Origin of the sequence: Pseudomonas farris (assembly GCF_019145235.1) — a bacterium.
Taxonomy (GTDB): domain Bacteria; phylum Pseudomonadota; class Gammaproteobacteria; order Pseudomonadales; family Pseudomonadaceae; genus Aquipseudomonas; species Aquipseudomonas farris.
The window spans coordinates 64,451-81,407 of sequence record NZ_JAHSTV010000017.1 but is presented as its reverse complement, the minus strand read 5'-3'; the positions used below and the strand labels follow the sequence as shown (position 1 = coordinate 81,407).

Below are 16,957 nucleotides of genomic sequence, written 5' to 3'. Positions count from 1 at the left end.
AATCAATGCCGCACATTTTGATCGTCGAAGACGAAACAATTATCCGCTCCGCCTTGCGCCGTCTGCTGGAACGTAACCAGTACCAGGTCAGCGAAGCCGGATCCGTGCAGGAAGCACAAGAGCGTTTCAGCATCCCCACATTTGACCTGATCGTCAGCGACCTGCGTCTGCCGGGCGCCCCCGGTACCGAGTTGATCAAACTTGGCCAGGGCACTCCGGTGCTGATCATGACCAGTTACGCCAGCCTGCGTTCGGCCGTCGACTCCATGAAGATGGGCGCGGTGGATTACATCGCCAAGCCTTTCGATCACGACGAAATGCTCCAGGCCGTCGCGCGAATCTTGCGTGACCGGCAATCGGCGCAAGCCAGCGGTGAACCGGTCGTCGGCAAAACGACCAATGGCGCCGCGAAAAGCGGTGTCGACAACAGCAACGGCGAAATCGGCATTATCGGCTCGTGTCCGCCGATGCAGGACCTGTACAGCAAGATCCGTAAAGTCGCGCCAACCGATTCCAACGTACTGATCCAGGGTGAATCCGGTACCGGCAAAGAACTGGTAGCACGCGCCCTGCATAACCTGTCCAAACGCGCCAAGGCGCCGATGATTTCGGTGAACTGCGCGGCCATTCCGGAAAGCCTGATCGAGTCCGAGCTATTCGGCCACGAAAAAGGCGCGTTTACCGGCGCCAGTGCCGGGCGTGCCGGGTTGGTGGAAGCGGCGGACGGCGGCACCTTGTTCCTCGATGAAATCGGCGAACTGCCACTGGAAGCCCAGGCCCGCCTGCTGCGTGTGTTGCAGGAAGGGGAAATCCGCCGGGTCGGTTCGGTGCAGTCGCAGAAGGTCGATGTACGCTTGATCGCCGCGACCCACCGCGACCTCAAGAGCCTGGCGAAGATTGGTCAGTTCCGTGAAGACTTGTATTACCGCCTGCACGTGATCGCCCTGAAACTGCCGGCCTTGCGTGAGCGCGGCGCGGACGTCAATGAAATTGCCACCGCATTCCTCGCGCGGCAGAGCGCTCGGGTCAACCGCACCGATCTGAAATTCGCCCTGGATGCCGAGCAGGCGATTCGTCATTACTCCTGGCCGGGTAACGTTCGCGAGCTGGAAAATGCGGTCGAACGCGCGGTGATCCTGTGCGAAAGCCCGGAGATTTCCGCCGAGCTGCTGGGCATCGATATCGAACTGAGTGATCTGGATGACGACGACTTCATCGGCCTGGCGCCCCAGCAGGGCAACGGCGCCGGTAACACCAGCCACGAACCGACCGAAGATTTGTCCCTGGAAGACTACTTCCAGCATTTCGTTCTCGAGCATCAAGACCACATGACCGAAACCGAACTGGCCCGCAAACTCGGGGTCAGCCGCAAATGCCTGTGGGAACGCCGTCAGCGCCTGGGCATTCCGCGACGCAAGACAGGAGTGGCCAGCGAGAGCTGAACCGCACCTGTCGGATGTGCGGGTAACACATGACATTGTGAAAAAACTGTTACCTCAGCTTTTTCGCGTAACAGAAGCCGGGGCTTACGGTAACGAAGCCCCGGTTTTTTTGGGCCTCGAAAAACACCATCAGCCCGCCTAACCCCTTGTTTTACTGGGCCTCACAAAAGTTGGCACGCCCCCTGCTATATGTTTGGTACAACAACAATAACAAGCAATGCACAAGACAATAAAAATAAGACGTATCGACTCACGCACAATAAAAACAAGACGGCGAGAGGCGTAGCTAACTGATTCTTTTGGAGAGGCGTTGCATTTGGGGCTTGCCCCACGACCAGGCCGAGAATAATAAAAAACTGTCCCAAGACAGTGCCTGAACTGGTTGGATCGGACGATCACAGCAACACAGCGACCAAAGCAATCCGTTTGCTCTTGGCTCCCGATTGGGAGGGTCATGAAGGAAAACTTCATGGCGAGGGCGCTCAACAAAAACAAGAAGCCCGAAACCAATAATAAAAATAGAGCATGCAACTACTTCTTGGGGAGCTTCGGCTCCCCTTGTGGTTTCTGGCGCTTGGCCTGTGGCGAGGGGCTTGCCCCCGTTGGGTTGCGAAGCAGCCCCAAGCTCTTGAGCGTTTCCGAAATCATGCCAGTGCTGCGCACTGGAACGGGGGCAAGCCCCCTCGCCACACGGCAGTTGCTACAAAACCCCATGCCAGACATCCCCTTCAAGCACTTGCGCAGCTTCCTACACCATCCCCCGACTAAATGCTAGAATCCCGGCCCATCATGCGGTCATTCTTCGTTATGGCCGAACATTCCTTCAAACAGTGCATCCCATGCTGAAGAAGTTGTTCCAGTCATTCCGTTCTCCCAAGCGTCATACGCAACACATTCGCAGTACGCCTGAAGTGCTCAATAGCGGCCAACATTCGCTGCAAAAGGCTCAATTCAGCCGTTACGCGGTGAATATCGTCGAACGCCTGCAGAACGCCGGTTACCAGGCTTACCTGGTCGGCGGCTGTGTGCGTGACATGCTGCTCGGCATCACGCCGAAAGATTTCGACGTCGCCACCAGCGCCACGCCTGAACAGGTACGCGCCGAATTCCGTAACGCGCGGATTATCGGTCGGCGTTTCAAACTGGTGCATATCCACTTTGGCCGCGAAATCATTGAAGTCGCGACCTTCCGCGCCAATCACCCGCAAAACGACGAGGACGAAGACAGCAACCAATCGTCTCGTAACGAAAGCGGGCGCATTCTGCGCGACAACGTCTATGGCACCCTGGAAGAAGACGCGCAACGCCGCGACTTCACCATCAACGCCTTGTATTACGATCCGGTCAGCGAGCGCATTCTCGACTACGCCAACGGCGTACACGACATCCGCAATCATCTGATCCGCCTGATCGGTGATCCAAAGCAACGCTACCAGGAAGACCCGGTGCGGATGTTGCGGGCCGTGCGTTTCGCCGCCAAGCTGAATTTCGGCATCGAAAAACACAGCGCCACGCCGATCCGCGAACTGGCGCCGTTGCTGCGCGAGATCCCGTCGGCTCGTCTGTTCGAAGAAGTGCTCAAGTTGTTCCTCTCCGGCTATGCCGCGGACACCTTCGAAATGCTGGTCGATCTGCAGTTGTTCGATCCGCTGTTCCCGGCCAGTGCGGCAGCGTTGGAGTACAACCCGACCTACACGCACACGCTGATCAGTGAAGCGCTGATCAACACGGACCTGCGAATCAAGCAGAACAAACCGGTCACCCCGGCATTCCTGTTTGCCGCCCTGCTCTGGCCTGCCCTGCCGGCCCGTGTGTTGCGTCTGCAAGAACGCGGCATGCCGCCGATTCCGGCGATGCAGGAAGCCGCTCACGAGTTGATCGCCGAACAGTGCCAGCGCATCGCCATTCCAAAACGCTTCACCATGCCGATCCGCGAGATCTGGGACATGCAGGAGCGTCTGCCGCGGCGCAGCGGCAAACGCGCCGACCTGTTGCTGGACAACCCGCGGTTCCGCGCCGGTTACGACTTCCTGCTGCTGCGTGAAAGCGCCGGTGAGCAGACCGATGGCCTGGGCGAATGGTGGACCGACTATCAGGACGCCAACGACAGCGAACGCCGGGACATGATCCGCGACCTCAGCGGTAAGGACGACGGTACCGGTGCTCCACGCAAACGTCGCCGTAGCGGCGGTGCCAAGCGCAAGCGCGCTGCCGGCGCACCGAGCGCTACAGGCGAATAAGCCATGGAACGCATCTACATCGGCATGGGCAGCAATCTGGCTGACCCCGCCGAACAGTTGCGCAGCGCTGTCGAAGCGCTGGCGCATTTGCCGCAGACCGAACTGGTCGGGGTTTCCGGGTTTTATCAAAGCGACTCGCTGCTGCCCGGCCAACCGCGTTACACCAACGCCGTCGCCGCGCTCGACAGTAGCCTCGCGCCACTGGACCTGCTGGATGCGCTGCAAGCCATCGAGAATGGCCAGGGCCGCGAGCGCCTTGAACGCTGGGGCCCGCGCACGCTGGATCTGGACATCGTGCTGTTCGGCGATCGACTGATCGACGAACCTCGCCTCAAAGTCCCCCACTATCACCTGCAGGAACGGGCCTTTGTGCTCTATCCACTGGCCGAGCTGGCACCGGTTGATCTGCGCCTCGCCGATGGCCGGACCCTCACAGCATTGCTCGCCGCCTGCCCGTTCGTCGGGTTGGAACGGCACCCGCCGATTTAACGCAAATCCCCCTGTGGGAGCGGGCTTGCTCGCGAAAGCGGTCTGATAGTCAGTAAATGTATTGAATGTGAATCAGCCTTCGCGAGCAAGCCCGCTCCCACATTGGTTTGGTGCCGAACACCAAATCTGCAGCACACCCCTCCCATAAAATCTGCTGAATCGCATCAGTAACGCCGGTAACACCCCACGCGTAACAATGCGGTAACACACGCAATTGACTTCCCGGGTTCTCCTCACGACTATAGGCGTCCCGCTGCCGCCAACGCGGCGCTAAAGGGCGCAATCCAGGCCTTACAAGCACCACGAAAGAAGGTGCGCCTGTATAAATGACGAATCACGCGCGTTACTCGCAGTAGTTTCCATAGCGCCTGTAATGAGGATTTTTTCATGCCAGCCATCACCCTGACCACGCTCCAGAGCCTCAAGCAGAAAGGTGAAAAGATCACCATGCTGACCTGCTATGACGCGACCTTCGCCCATGCCTGCAATGAGGCTGGGGTTGAAGTGCTGCTGGTGGGCGACTCCCTCGGCATGGTCTTGCAAGGTCACGACAGCACTCTGCCGGTGACCACCGCTGAAATGGCCTACCATGTAGCGGCCGTCAAACGCGGCAACGCCGATGCCCTGATCCTCGCCGACCTGCCCTTCATGGCCTACGCCACCATTGAACAAACCATGACCAACAGCGCCCTGTTGATGCAGGCCGGTGCGCACATGGTCAAGGTTGAAGGCGCATTGTGGCTCGCGGACTCGATCCGTCTGCTGGCCGAACGTGGCATCCCGGTGTGCGCGCACATGGGGCTGACACCGCAATCGGTCAACATCCTCGGCGGCTATAAAGTCCAGGGCCGCAACGAGAACCAGGCGCGGCAAATGCGTGCCGACGCCATCTCCCTGGAACAGGCCGGCGCGGCCATGCTGCTGCTCGAATGCGTGCCTAGCGAACTCGCCGAAGAAATCACCCAGGCGGTGAAGATCCCGGTGATCGGCATCGGCGCCGGTAGTGGCACCGACGGCCAGGTACTGGTCCTGCACGACATGCTGGGCTTGTCCATTACCGGCCGCGTACCAAAATTCGTGAAGAACTTCATGACTGGCCAAACCAGCATTCAAGCCGCCTTGAGCGCTTACGTCACTGAAGTCAAAGCGGCGACTTTCCCTGGCATCGAACACGGATTCTCTGCATGAACACCGTAAAAACCGCACGCGAACTGCGGGCCGCCGTGGCCCGTGCCCGTAGCGAAGGCAAGCGCATCGGCTTCGTGCCGACCATGGGCAACCTGCACAGCGGGCATATCGCGCTGATTACCAAAGCCACCCAACGGGTGGATTTCGTGGTCGCGAGCATTTTCGTCAACCCGCTACAGTTCGGTGCCGGCGAAGACCTCGACAAGTACCCACGAACCCTGGCCGCCGATCAGGAGAAACTGCTCCAGGCCGGTTGCCATCTGCTGTTCGCCCCCACCGTCGAAGAAATGTATCCCGACGGCATGGCCGGCCAGACCCGCGTCAGCGTTCCGCAACTGTCCGAAGGACTGTGCGGCGCCAGCCGTCCGGGGCATTTCGAAGGCGTGGCGACGGTAGTCAGCAAGCTGTTCAACATGGTCCAGCCGGACTTGGCGATCTTCGGCCAGAAAGACTTCCAGCAACTGGCGGTGATTCGCGCCCTGGTGCATGACCTGAACATGCCGATTCAGATCATCGGCGAACCCACCGTGCGTGCCGCCGACGGTCTGGCGCTGTCGTCGCGCAATGGCTTCCTCAGCGAAGAACAGCGTGCCGTCGCGCCAGTGGTCTATCGCACCCTGACCCATATTGCCGATGCAATCAAACAGGGTGAGCGGGATTACCCGACCTTGATCAATGAGCAGATCAAACAGCTTGAAGCCGCTGGCCTGCGTACGGATTATCTGGAAATTCGCCATGCGCTGACCTTGCGTCCGGCGACGGCCGAAGATCGGGATCTGGTGATTCTGGTGGCGGCGTTCCTGGGCACGACGCGGTTGATCGACAACCTGCATCTGAACCTCGACGCGCCAGCCTGAGCACCGCAAAACCAATGTGGGAGCGGGCTTGCTCGCGAAAGCGGTCTGACAGTCAACGATGATGTTGAATGTGATGGCCTCTTCGCGAGCAAGCCCGCTCCCACATTGGATCTACGTCGTGTCCAGACTGTATTGCCGCTCACAAAGCCTTCGGGCAAACTGCCCGCCGTTCGATTCCGACCTGGGGAAACACTCATGCACGCCATCATGCTCAAGGCCAAGCTGCATCGCGCCGAAGTCACCCACGCTGTACTCGATTACGAAGGCTCTTGCGCCATCGACGGCGAATGGCTGGACCTGTCCGGCATCCGTGAGTACGAACAGATCCAGATCTACAACATCGACAATGGCGAACGCTTCACCACCTACGCGATTCGTGGCGAAGAAGGTTCGCGCATGATTTCGGTCAACGGTGCCGCGGCGCACAAAGCCAAGGTCGGCGACCGCGTGATCATCTGCGCTTACGCCCACTACAGCGAAGCCGAGCTGCTCAACTTCAAACCGCGCATGCTCTACATGGCGCCGGGTAACGAGTTGAGCCACACCAGTAATGCCATTCCGGTTCAGGTCGCCTGATCGAGTCCCTCCCCCTGTCAGCCTTCCGTTTGTCGGACTGCTCCCTGTTTAAATGTTAAAAAAGTACCGGGAGCAGGTCAGACAAAGTCAAGACAGATTGCAGCGCGAGGTTTACTGTATTCGCCCTGCGCCATGAAATCGTGTCGACGCAGTTGACCGGACGCCCACCCGCAGCGCTCCGGGATTTTAGTGTTCAAAAGGCCGTTCAAGTAAAAAGGAAAACCGCAGCGATGGCGTATTACCGCACTCCTCACGACGTTACCGCTCTGCCCGCCTGGCAAGCGCTGAATGACCACCGCCAAGCCATGCAGGATTTCAGCATGCGCGAAGCCTTTAATGCCGATCCGCAGCGCTTTACTCAATTCACCCTTAGCAGCTGCGGCCTGTTTCTCGACTACTCGAAAAACCTGATCAACGCCGAGACCCGCAATCTGCTGGTGGGCCTCGCCAACGAGGTCGACCTCAAAGGCGCGATCAAAGCGCTGTTCGATGGCGAAATCGTCAACTCTTCCGAAGGCCGCCCCGCGCTGCACACCGCACTGCGCCGCCCGGTGGGCGACAAGCTGTCGGTCAACGGCGTCAACGTGATGCCCGATGTGCACAAGGTGCTGAACCAGATCACCGACCTCGTGGGCCGCATCCACGATGGTTTGTGGCGCGGTTACACCGAGAAGCCGATCACTGACGTGGTGAATATCGGCATCGGTGGCTCGTTCCTCGGCCCTGAGTTGGTATCCGAAGCGCTGCTGTCCTACGCCCAGAAAGGCGTGCGCTGCCATTACTTGGCGAACATCGACGGCAGTGAATTCCACGAACTGACCATGAAGCTGCGCGCCGAGACCACGCTGTTTATCGTCTCGTCGAAATCCTTCAACACCCTCGAAACCCTGAAAAACGCCCAGGCCGCACGCGCCTGGTACCTGGCTCAGGGCGGTTCGGAAGCCGAGCTGTACCGTCACTTCATCGCCGTTTCCAGCAACAACGCGGCAGCGGTGGCGTTCGGTATTCGCGAAGAAAACATCTTCCCGATGTGGGACTGGGTCGGCGGGCGTTATTCGCTGTGGTCGGCTATCGGTTTGCCGATTGCATTGGCCATCGGCATGTCGAACTTCAAGGAACTGCTGTCCGGTGCCTACACCATGGACCAGCACTTCCAGAGCGCGCCATTCGACCAGAACATGCCGGTGCTGCTGGCGTTGCTCGGCGTCTGGTACGGCAACTTCTGGGGCGCGCAAAGCCACGCGATCCTGCCGTACGACCACTACCTGCGCAACATCACCAAACACTTGCAACAGCTGGACATGGAATCCAACGGCAAGAGCGTGCGTCAGGACGGCACGCCAGTGTCCACCGATACCGGCCCGGTGATCTGGGGCGGCGTCGGCTGCAACGGTCAGCACGCTTACCACCAGTTGCTGCACCAGGGCACCCAGCTGATTCCGGCCGACTTTATCGTGCCGATCGTCAGCTTCAACCCGGTGTCCGACCACCACCAGTGGCTGTACGCCAACTGTCTGTCGCAAAGCCAGGCACTGATGCTGGGCAAGACCCGCGCCGAGGCCGAAGCCGAGCTGCGTGACAAGGGCATGAGCGAGGACGAAGTGCAGAAGCTGGCGTCGCACAAGGTGATCCCGGGCAACCGTCCGAGTAACACGTTGGTGGTCGAACGCATCAGCCCGCGTCGTCTTGGCGCACTGGTGGCGCTGTACGAACACAAAGTCTTCGTGCAAAGCGTGGTCTGGGGCATCAACGCCTTCGACCAGTGGGGTGTGGAGCTGGGCAAGGAACTGGGCAAAGGCGTCTACAACCGCCTGGTCGGCAGCGAAGAAAGCCCGGCCGACGATGCCTCCACCCAAGGTTTGATCAACTACTTCCGCGGTCGTCACCGCGGGTGATTTGAGACTCTTTCCCACAGGTCATCACTGACCCTGTGGGAGCGGGCTTGCTCGCGAAAGCGGTGTATCAGTCGACACCAATGTTGAATGACACACCGCTTTCGCGAGCAAGCCCGCTCCCACATTGGTTCTACGTACACTTGAACTCAAAATTCACAGGGCGCATCTTTATTACTTGTCGTAACAAGAATAAGGAACCGTCATGTTCGATATCAGCACGTTCCCCAAAGCCGATGCCGTCCGCCGGGCTGCACAGTTAAGTCAAGACGACTACCAACGCCTGTACCGCCAATCCATCGAGCACCCCAGCACCTTCTGGGCCGAACAGGCCACACGCTTTCTCGACTGGAGCGCACCGTGGCAAACCGTCCAGCGTTACGACCTGAAAACCGGTGAGGCGAGCTGGTTCGCTGGTGGACAGTTAAACGTCAGTTACAATTGCATCGACCGTCACCTGGAAAAACGCGGCGATCAAATCGCGATCATCTGGGAAGGCGATGACCCCGCCGAATCCGCCCAGATCACCTACAAAAAACTCCATTACAACGTCTGCCGACTGGCCAACGTGCTCAAAAGCCGTGGCGTGAAGAAAGGCGACCGCGTGTGCATCTACATGCCGATGATCCCCGAAGCCGCCTACGCCATGCTCGCCTGTGCGCGGATCGGCGCGATTCATTCGGTGGTGTTCGGCGGCTTCTCCCCGGACTCGCTGCGTGACCGGATCCTCGACGCCGATTGCCGCACCGTGATCACTGCCGACGAAGGCGTGCGCGGCGGTAAATTCGTGCCGCTCAAACAGAACGTCGACACGGCGGTGCAAAGCTGCCCCGACGTGAACACCGTGATCGTGGTCGAACGTACCCAAGGCCAGGTTAACTGGGTCGACGATCGGGACATCTGGTACCACCAGGCTTTGCGCGACGTCAGCGACGACTGCCCGCCAGAGCCGATGGACGCCGAAGACCCGCTGTTCATTCTCTACACCTCCGGCAGCACCGGTAAACCCAAAGGCGTGCTGCACACCACCGGCGGCTACTTGCTGCAAGCTGCCATGACCTTCAAGTACGTGCTCGACTATCGCGACGGTGAAGTTTTCTGGTGCACCGCCGATGTCGGCTGGGTCACCGGCCACAGCTACATTGTCTACGGGCCGCTGGCCAACGGGGCGACCACGCTGATCTTCGAAGGCGTGCCGAGCTACCCCAGCACCTCGCGCTTCTGGCAGGTGATCGACAAGCACCATGTGAACATCTTCTACACCGCTCCAACCGCCCTGCGTGCGCTGATGCGCGAAGGCCCCGAACCGTTAAAGGAAACGTCCCGCGAGAGCCTGCGGTTACTCGGCACCGTCGGTGAGCCGATCAACCCGGAAGCCTGGGAGTGGTATTTCAATACGGTCGGCGAGCAGCGCTGCCCGATTGTCGATACTTGGTGGCAGACCGAAACCGGCGGCATTATGCTCAGCCCGCTGGTCAGCACCCAACGGATCAAACCCGGTTGCGCTACTCAACCGATGTTCGGCGTGCAACCGGTACTGCTCGACGAACACGGCAAGGAAATCAAAGGCGCTGGCAGCGGCATACTGGCCATCAAGTCCAGCTGGCCGGCGCAGATCCGCAGCGTCTACGGCGACCCTAAACGGATGATCGAAACCTACTTCAAGCCCTACCCCGGCTATTACTTCACCGGCGATGGCGCACGTCGCGACGAGGACGGCGACTACTGGATCACCGGGCGCATCGACGACGTGATCAACGTCTCCGGGCACCGCATCGGTACGGCCGAAGTTGAAAGCGCGCTGGTGCTGCACGACAGCATCGCCGAGGCCGCCGTGGTCGGTTACCCCCACGACGTCAAAGGCCAGGGCATCTATGCCTTCGTCACGCCCATGAATGGCACCGAACCCAACGACGAACTGAAGAAACAATTGCTGGCGCATGTCAGCAAGGAAATCGGCAGCTTCGCCAAACCGGACTTGATCCAATGGGCTCCGGCCCTGCCGAAAACCCGCTCGGGCAAAATCATGCGCAGGATTCTGCGCAAGATCGCCTGCAACGAACTGGACAGCCTGGGCGATACCTCGACCCTCGCCGACCCGAGTGTGGTGCAAGGGTTGATCGATCAGCGGCTGAACCAATGAGCCCGTGTTGTGCATTGGCCATCGAAAGAGCTTAAAAGCTTCGCGAGCAAGCCCGCTCCCACAGTGAATTTGTGTCGTTCATCAATCCTGTGTGGGAGCGGGCTTGCTCGCGAAGACGCCCTCACAGCCACCACATCCCACACATTTGCCCACAAAACTCAAAGCCCATAGCTGTTAAACTCCCGCGCCCCCAATTCCCTCCTGCAAGGCGCTTAGCATGTCTTCCTTGAATCAGGCGCTGCGCGCCGCCCTCGATCATCGTCAGGACCTGCTTGCCGAGTTGCATCAGCAGGGCACCGATTGCTATCGCCTGTTCCACGGCAGCCAGGAAGGCGCCGGCGGCCTGACCATCGACCGCTACGGTCCGCAACTGTTGGTGCAGAGTTTTCATCAGGCACTGGAGCGTGACGCCCTGCTGCAACTGCATGAGATCGTCAATCAGCAGCTAGGCCTCGACACCCTGCTGGTCTACAACGACCGTTCCCGTGGCAACTCGCGCATCGACCGCGAAGACACCGTCTACCGCGCCGACGAAGCCGCCCTGCAAGATTTGATCGGTCACGAATGGGGACTGAACTACCGGGTTCGCGGGCGCCACGCCGGCCAGGACCCATTGCTGTTTCTCGACCTGCGCAACGCTCGCGGCTGGGTCAAGGCGCACAGCAAAAACAAAAGTGTGCTGAACCTGTTTGCCTACACCTGTGGCGTCGGCCTCAGCGCTGCGGCGGGGGGTGCGAGCGAGGTGTGCAACCTGGACTTTGCCGAAGGCAATCTGGCGGTCGGCCGCGAGAACGGTCTGCTCAACCCGCAATTGCCGACGATGGAATTCATCCAGTCCGATTATTTCCCGGCGATTCGTCAATTGGCCGGTCTGCCGATCAGCCAGCGTCGCGGCCAGAAACTGCCGAGCTATCAACGTCTGGACCCACGTCAGTACGATCTGGTGCTGCTTGATCCTCCGGCCTGGGCCAAGAGCGCTTTCGGCACGGTCGACCTGTTGCGTGACTATCAAAGCCTGCTCAAACCGGCGCTGTTGACCACTGCCGACGATGGCGTGCTGATCTGCTGCAACAACCTGGCGAAGGTCAGCATGGACGATTGGCGCGAGCAGGTTTTGCGCTGCGCAGAGAAGGCCGGGCGCCCGGTGCGTGAGTGGAGCGTGCTGACGCCGGGCAGCGATTTCCCGTCGATGGATCAGCAGCCGCCACTGAAAACGCTGATCCTGCAGCTCTGAAAGTCCACGCCGATAATCAGATAAATCCTATAAAGCCTGGTTGCTTCGGAACCGCAAACGCATGCCATACTCCAAGGCACTCCGATTCCGACAAATGAAGCCGCACATGCCCAAAGGATTGATTCGCGCTATCGGCGCCTTGTTGACTGCCCTGGCTCTTTATAGCCTGCTGGGGTTTCTGATTTTGCCGGGCATCGCGTTGCGGGTCGCCAACCAACAATTGGCCAACTACGCCACGACGCCCGCCACGATTTCGCGGATCGAACTCAATCCGTTCAGTCTTGAAGTCACCCTTTGGGGCCTGGTCATCGGCGAGCCGGGCAAAGAGCAAGTGGGCTTCGAACGTCTGTACGCCAACCTGCAGATCGACAGCCTCTGGACCAAGGCGCTGCACTTGTCCGATATCGAACTGGACAAACCCAAGACCGAAATCCTTTTCGGCAAGGACGGCAAACTCAACCTGCTCGGCCTGTTCAAGATCCCCGCCAGCGAACCGACCCCGGCCGATCCGGACGCCAAACCATTCCCGCTGCGCGTGGAGCGGATCAAACTGGCCAGCGGCTCCGTCCATTTCGAGGATGCACGGCCCAGCGAACCCATCGAATTCCTCTACGACAAACTCGACTTCGAACTGAAAAACCTCAGCACCTTGCCCGAAGACAGCGCCGACATGACGTTGGTGGCCGTCGGCCCGGCAGGTGGGCAGATCGACTGGACCGGTAACTTCAGCCTGATCCCGATCGCCTCCGAAGGTAAGCTGAAAATCACCGACGGCAAGATGAAATCCTTTTGGCCCTATGTGCGCGATGCTGTGCCACTCGCACTCGAAGATGGCGTCGTCAGCCTCAGCACCGACTACAAACTCAACCTGGCCAAGGAAACCGAACTGCTGCTGAGCAACGTTGCCGTCAGCATCGCGCCTTTTGCCATCAAGACTCCGGACGGTCGACCGCTGGCGAAGCTCGAGCGGCTGGACATCAGCGAAACCACCGTGGACCTGGCCAAACAGCAAGTAGTGGTCGGCAAAATTCGCAGTCAGAAACTGGAAACCTGGGCCGCCCTCGAGGCCGATGGGCAACTCGATTGGCAAAAACTGTTCGCCAGTCAGCCGTCCAAGGCGGCCGCCAAAGCCAATGCCGAGCCAATCAGCGCACCAGCGGCTGCCGATTCGCCGAAGCCTGAACCGAGCGCGCCGAGCAAGCCTTGGCAGGTGCTGCTCAAAGACGTGCAGCTGCGTGATTATCAGGTGCACCTGGCCGACCGCAAGGCACAACCGGAGGTGGCGCTGGAGTTGGGCCCACTGAACCTGGACCTGCAAAATTTCGACAGCCTCAATGGCTCACCTTTCAACCTCAAGCTCGACACCGGTGTGGGCAAGCAAGGCAAGATCACCGCGGATGGCGTGGTCAATCTGGCTCCGATCAGCGCCAAACTGAACGTGCAGACCAAGGACATCGACCTGCGCGTCGCCCAGTCCTACATCAACCCGTTCATTCGTCTCGAGCTGCGCAGCGGCATGCTTGGCAGTGATCTGGCGGTCGACCTGAAAAGCACTGAGCCGCTGGCGTTCAACGTCACCGGCCGCGCCCAGGTCGATCAACTGCACACCCTCGACACCCTGAAAACCCGCGACTTCCTCAAGTGGCAACAGTTGGTGCTCGAAGGTCTGAATTATCAACATGGCGACAGCCTGTCGATCGACAAGGTCAACCTGTTCCAGCCTTATGCGCGCTTCATGATCAACGATGACCGCACCACCAACATCGATGACCTGCTGATCCCGCAACCGGCTGACTCCGGCGCTACATCCACCGCTGCGGCCAAGCCCGCCGCCGGAAAAGAAAAACCGCTGGGCATCCACATTGGCGGCATTACCATCAATGACGGTTCGGCAAACTTCGCCGACTTCAGCCTGACCCCGAACTTCGCCACAGCTGTTCAACAGCTCAACGGGAAGATCGGCACCATCGACAGCCGCCAGGCAAAACCGGCCAGTGTCGACGTCAAAGGCAAGGTCGACCGCTATGCACCGGTGACCATCAAGGGTTCGGTCAACCCGTTCGACCCGATGGCCAGCCTGGACATCGCCACCAGTTTCAAACGGGTGGAACTGACCACCCTGACGCCCTACTCCGGCAAGTTCGCCGGTTACCGTATCCGCAAGGGCCGGCTCAATCTCGACCTGCATTACAAGATCACCAACGGCCAGCTCCTGGCCGAAAACAAAGTGGTGGTCGAGCAGTTGCAACTGGGTGAAAAGGTCGACAGTCCAGACGCCGTGAGCCTGCCGCTGAAACTGGCGATTGCCTTGCTCAAGGATGTCGACGGCAAGATTTCCATCGAGCTGCCGGTGAGCGGCGACCTGAACAATCCACAGTTCAGTGTCATGCCTATTATCTGGCAGACCCTGCGCAACCTGATCGTGAAAGCAGCCGCAGCGCCATTCAAAATGATTGGCGGGCTGGTGAGCGGTGGTGGTTCGGAAGACTTGGGCACCGTGGCATTTGCACCGGGTTCAAGCGACCTGAGCAAAGACGCTGAAACAGCGCTGGTCAAATTGTCTCAGGCGCTCAAGGAACGTCCGGCCCTGCGCCTGGAAATCGAAGGCACTGCCGCCAAGACCAGCGATGGCCCGCTGATTGCCGAGCAACGTCTGGAGCGGGAATACCAATACAACTACTACAAAATGCTCCAGCGCCGCGGTGACAAAGTGCCGGCTCAGGCGTCGTTGCTGAAAGTGCCGGACAACGAGAAAGGCCCGCTGCTTGAAGGGATCTACCGCACACGCCTCAAGACTCAGCCGCCCGCCGAATGGAAGGATCTGGGCAAGGAAGAACGCAGCAAAAAAATGCGTGAAGGCGTGATCGCGTTCTGGAGTTCCAGCGAGGTGCTGTTGCGTCAACTGGGTCAAGAACGGGCCAGCAGCATCAAGGATTATCTGGTGGACAAGGGTCAGTTGGCCGATGACCGCGTGTACTTCATCGACGCCAGCCTTGGTGAGGCAGAAGGCGATGGCCGTGTTATCACCCCCATGCATCTGGATGCCGAGTGATGGGCGCTCGCTGGCTTCTGAATTTGGCCCTGGGGTTGGCTGTCGGTCAGGCTGCGGCGGCCGATACCTTGCGATGCGGCAGTCAATTGATCAGCGTCGGGGACAGGTCCGGCGAAGTGCTGCAAAAATGCGGAGAGCCCATTGCCCGCGACGTGTTGGGCTACAAGCGCAGCGCCAATCGGCGGGAAGAGTTTCAGGTCGAGGAATGGACCTACGGGCCCAACAGCGGGATGTACCAGTACCTGCGCTTTGAAGGCAACCGGTTGGTTCGAATCACCAGCAAGCGCGGCAATTAAATCCACCACAAACCAATGTGGGTGCCAGTCAATGTGGGAGCGGGCTTGCTCGCGAAGGCGGTGTGTCAGTCGGCATCAATGTTGACTGATACACCGCATTCGCGAGCAAGCCCGCTCCCACAGTTGTTTTGCGTAGCCCGCAATAGAACAGGCCCCGACACGAATGCCGGGGCCTGTAATGGCCACGTCCTTGTGGCCTTCGCATGAACTCTCAAGTCGCGGCAGACGTATGACTCGGCCCGTCTACCGCACCTTCTCCCGGTCCAGGCGAGAAGCCTTGCCTTACTCGGATTTCAGGCCGTCAGCGGACACATCTTTGACCCCTTTGATTTTCTTGGCGATAGCCACAGCGGTTGTTTTCTGAGCGTCTGTCAGAACAGTCATGGAAGACAGGGAAACAACGCCTTTGTTGGTTTCGACTTTAATGTCGGTGCCTGGGATGCCTTTTTCGGTCACCAGGTCTGCTTTGACTTTGGTCGTGATCCAGGTATCGGAAACATCCTCTTTCGCTTCAGTAACTTCACCGGCGGCCAGCATCATAGGTGCCTGAGTCGCTTGGGTGGTCTGTGCAAATGCGGCATTGGCCATGGTCAGGGTCAACGCGGTAGCAGTAGCGGCAGCGATAGCGAACTTCTTCATACGAGTAACTCCTGTATTTCTGGAAAGTCTGCTGCGTGTCTTGTCAGCAGGGTTACAGGAGATAGTGCGAACGTTGTGCCAACAGCCACATAAAAAATAAAACCTTTTAAATCAATATGTTAGACACAATGGCGATTTTCGAAATCATGCAAATTGCATGACTGCGAAATTATCTACATGCAACATGCGGGTTTTAGCGCAGGCCTAAGGCCATGAATTGTCGGGGGTTTTCTTGATTATTGAATTGGCCCACAAAAGACTAGCAAAAAAATGCCCCGCGTCGTGAAACGCGGGGCATTGGCAGGATGACAATAAATCAGCCGGCAGCGGCAGCGCCAGTGCAGCCTTTAGGCGCGTATTCCTGTTCAGCTGTGGTGGCGCATGTCCAGCCACCGGTAAGGGTGCGTGTAAGCGTGATGGTTTTGCTGAGCACCGGCCCAGGAGCGTTGAGGATCGTGCAGCCGATAGTGCCCGCACCGGAAGAGGCGGTACCCGATGCCGTAATTGTGCAATTACCCGTGGTCGCCGTACCGCCGATCAGATCAAGAGTAGGGTTAGTACCTTGGTTGATGATGTCTTCGAAAGGCACCTTCAGTGCCGAGATTTCTGCAAGAGCAGCGGTGACCTTCGCCCGCGCCTGGTACTTCGAATACTGCGGTAACGCAAACGTCGCCAGAATCCCGATGATCGCCACCACGATCAGCAGCTCGATCAGAGTAAAACCTTTTTGATTTTTCATAGACAGGCTCCATGCATGAGTCGAAATCTCATGATCTGAACAAGGCGCAGCACAGGTCATGCCAAGCCGCGCGCGCCCCCGCCTGCGGGGCGCGAGATCGCGACAAAGACCTTTCCTACTACACGGATCCGCACTATCTGACACTTTTTGTCACCTCACCCCGGCTGGTT

At 59.0% G+C, this 16,957-nt stretch carries 13 protein-coding genes; 11 read left to right on the top strand and 2 right to left on the bottom strand.

All coding sequences use genetic code 11. The annotated features are described in order from the left end of the window. The first annotated feature begins 5 nt into the window (after positions 1-5). From KVG95_RS27820 to KVG95_RS27770, 11 genes are all read left to right on the top strand, one after another. Positions 6-1,442: a sigma-54-dependent transcriptional regulator gene (locus KVG95_RS27820; RefSeq protein ID WP_217858681.1), complete on the top strand. Its 1,437-nt coding sequence runs from the start codon at positions 6-8 to the stop codon at positions 1,440-1,442. A gap of 839 nt (positions 1,443-2,281) precedes the next feature. Beyond that, positions 2,282-3,682: a polynucleotide adenylyltransferase PcnB gene (locus tag KVG95_RS27815; protein WP_008068509.1), complete on the top strand. Its 1,401-nt coding sequence runs from the start codon at positions 2,282-2,284 to the stop codon at positions 3,680-3,682. 3 nt (positions 3,683-3,685) lie between these two features. Further along, positions 3,686-4,171: a 2-amino-4-hydroxy-6-hydroxymethyldihydropteridine diphosphokinase gene (gene folK, locus KVG95_RS27810; RefSeq protein WP_217858680.1), complete on the top strand. Its 486-nt coding sequence runs from the start codon at positions 3,686-3,688 to the stop codon at positions 4,169-4,171. A gap of 387 nt (positions 4,172-4,558) precedes the next feature. Next, entirely contained in the window at positions 4,559-5,359 is an 801-nt protein-coding gene (gene panB / locus KVG95_RS27805; RefSeq protein ID WP_123361272.1) for a 3-methyl-2-oxobutanoate hydroxymethyltransferase, read from the top strand. Then, the gene (gene panC, locus KVG95_RS27800; RefSeq protein WP_217858679.1) at positions 5,356-6,216 is read left to right on the top strand and encodes a pantoate--beta-alanine ligase; all 861 of its coding nucleotides are present in this window, start codon (positions 5,356-5,358) and stop codon (positions 6,214-6,216) included. Before panB ends, panC begins: the two co-directional genes overlap by 4 nt. A 195-nt stretch (positions 6,217-6,411) precedes the next feature. Continuing rightward, positions 6,412-6,792 (top strand): aspartate 1-decarboxylase, encoded by a 381-nt coding sequence (gene panD, locus KVG95_RS27795; RefSeq protein WP_008153310.1) that lies wholly within the window; start codon positions 6,412-6,414, stop codon positions 6,790-6,792. Positions 6,793-7,022: 230 nt separating this feature from the next. Then, entirely contained in the window at positions 7,023-8,687 is a 1,665-nt protein-coding gene (gene pgi / locus KVG95_RS27790) for a glucose-6-phosphate isomerase (protein ID WP_217858678.1), read from the top strand. 202 nt (positions 8,688-8,889) lie between these two features. Further along, positions 8,890-10,827 (top strand): acetate--CoA ligase, encoded by a 1,938-nt coding sequence (gene acs / locus KVG95_RS27785; protein WP_217858677.1) that lies wholly within the window; start codon positions 8,890-8,892, stop codon positions 10,825-10,827. Positions 10,828-11,044: 217 nt separating this feature from the next. After that, positions 11,045-12,061, top strand: coding sequence for a class I SAM-dependent rRNA methyltransferase (locus KVG95_RS27780; RefSeq protein ID WP_217858676.1), 1,017 nt, complete (start codon positions 11,045-11,047; stop codon positions 12,059-12,061). Between the two features lie 61 nt (positions 12,062-12,122). Continuing rightward, complete coding sequence (locus KVG95_RS27775) at positions 12,123-15,113, top strand: DUF748 domain-containing protein (protein ID WP_217858675.1); 2,991 nt, start codon at positions 12,123-12,125, stop codon at positions 15,111-15,113. Beyond that, positions 15,113-15,409 carry a DUF2845 domain-containing protein gene (locus KVG95_RS27770; RefSeq protein WP_217858674.1) on the top strand — a complete coding sequence of 99 codons (297 nt, stop codon included), beginning with the start codon at positions 15,113-15,115 and terminating at the stop codon, positions 15,407-15,409. The genes KVG95_RS27775 and KVG95_RS27770 overlap by 1 nt, the downstream gene beginning before the upstream one ends. Positions 15,410-15,691: 282 nt before the next feature. Here KVG95_RS27770 and KVG95_RS27765 read toward each other — a convergent pair whose 3' ends face one another. Both KVG95_RS27765 and KVG95_RS27760 read right to left on the bottom strand, forming a co-directional pair. Further along, positions 15,692-16,048: a BON domain-containing protein gene (locus KVG95_RS27765; RefSeq protein ID WP_123721427.1), complete on the bottom strand. Its 357-nt coding sequence runs from the start codon at positions 16,046-16,048 to the stop codon at positions 15,692-15,694. Positions 16,049-16,364: 316 nt separating this feature from the next. After that, a complete protein-coding gene (locus tag KVG95_RS27760; protein ID WP_217858673.1) occupies positions 16,365-16,787 on the bottom strand; it encodes a pilin in 423 nt (140 codons plus the stop codon). Positions 16,788-16,957: the final 170 nt, after the last annotated feature.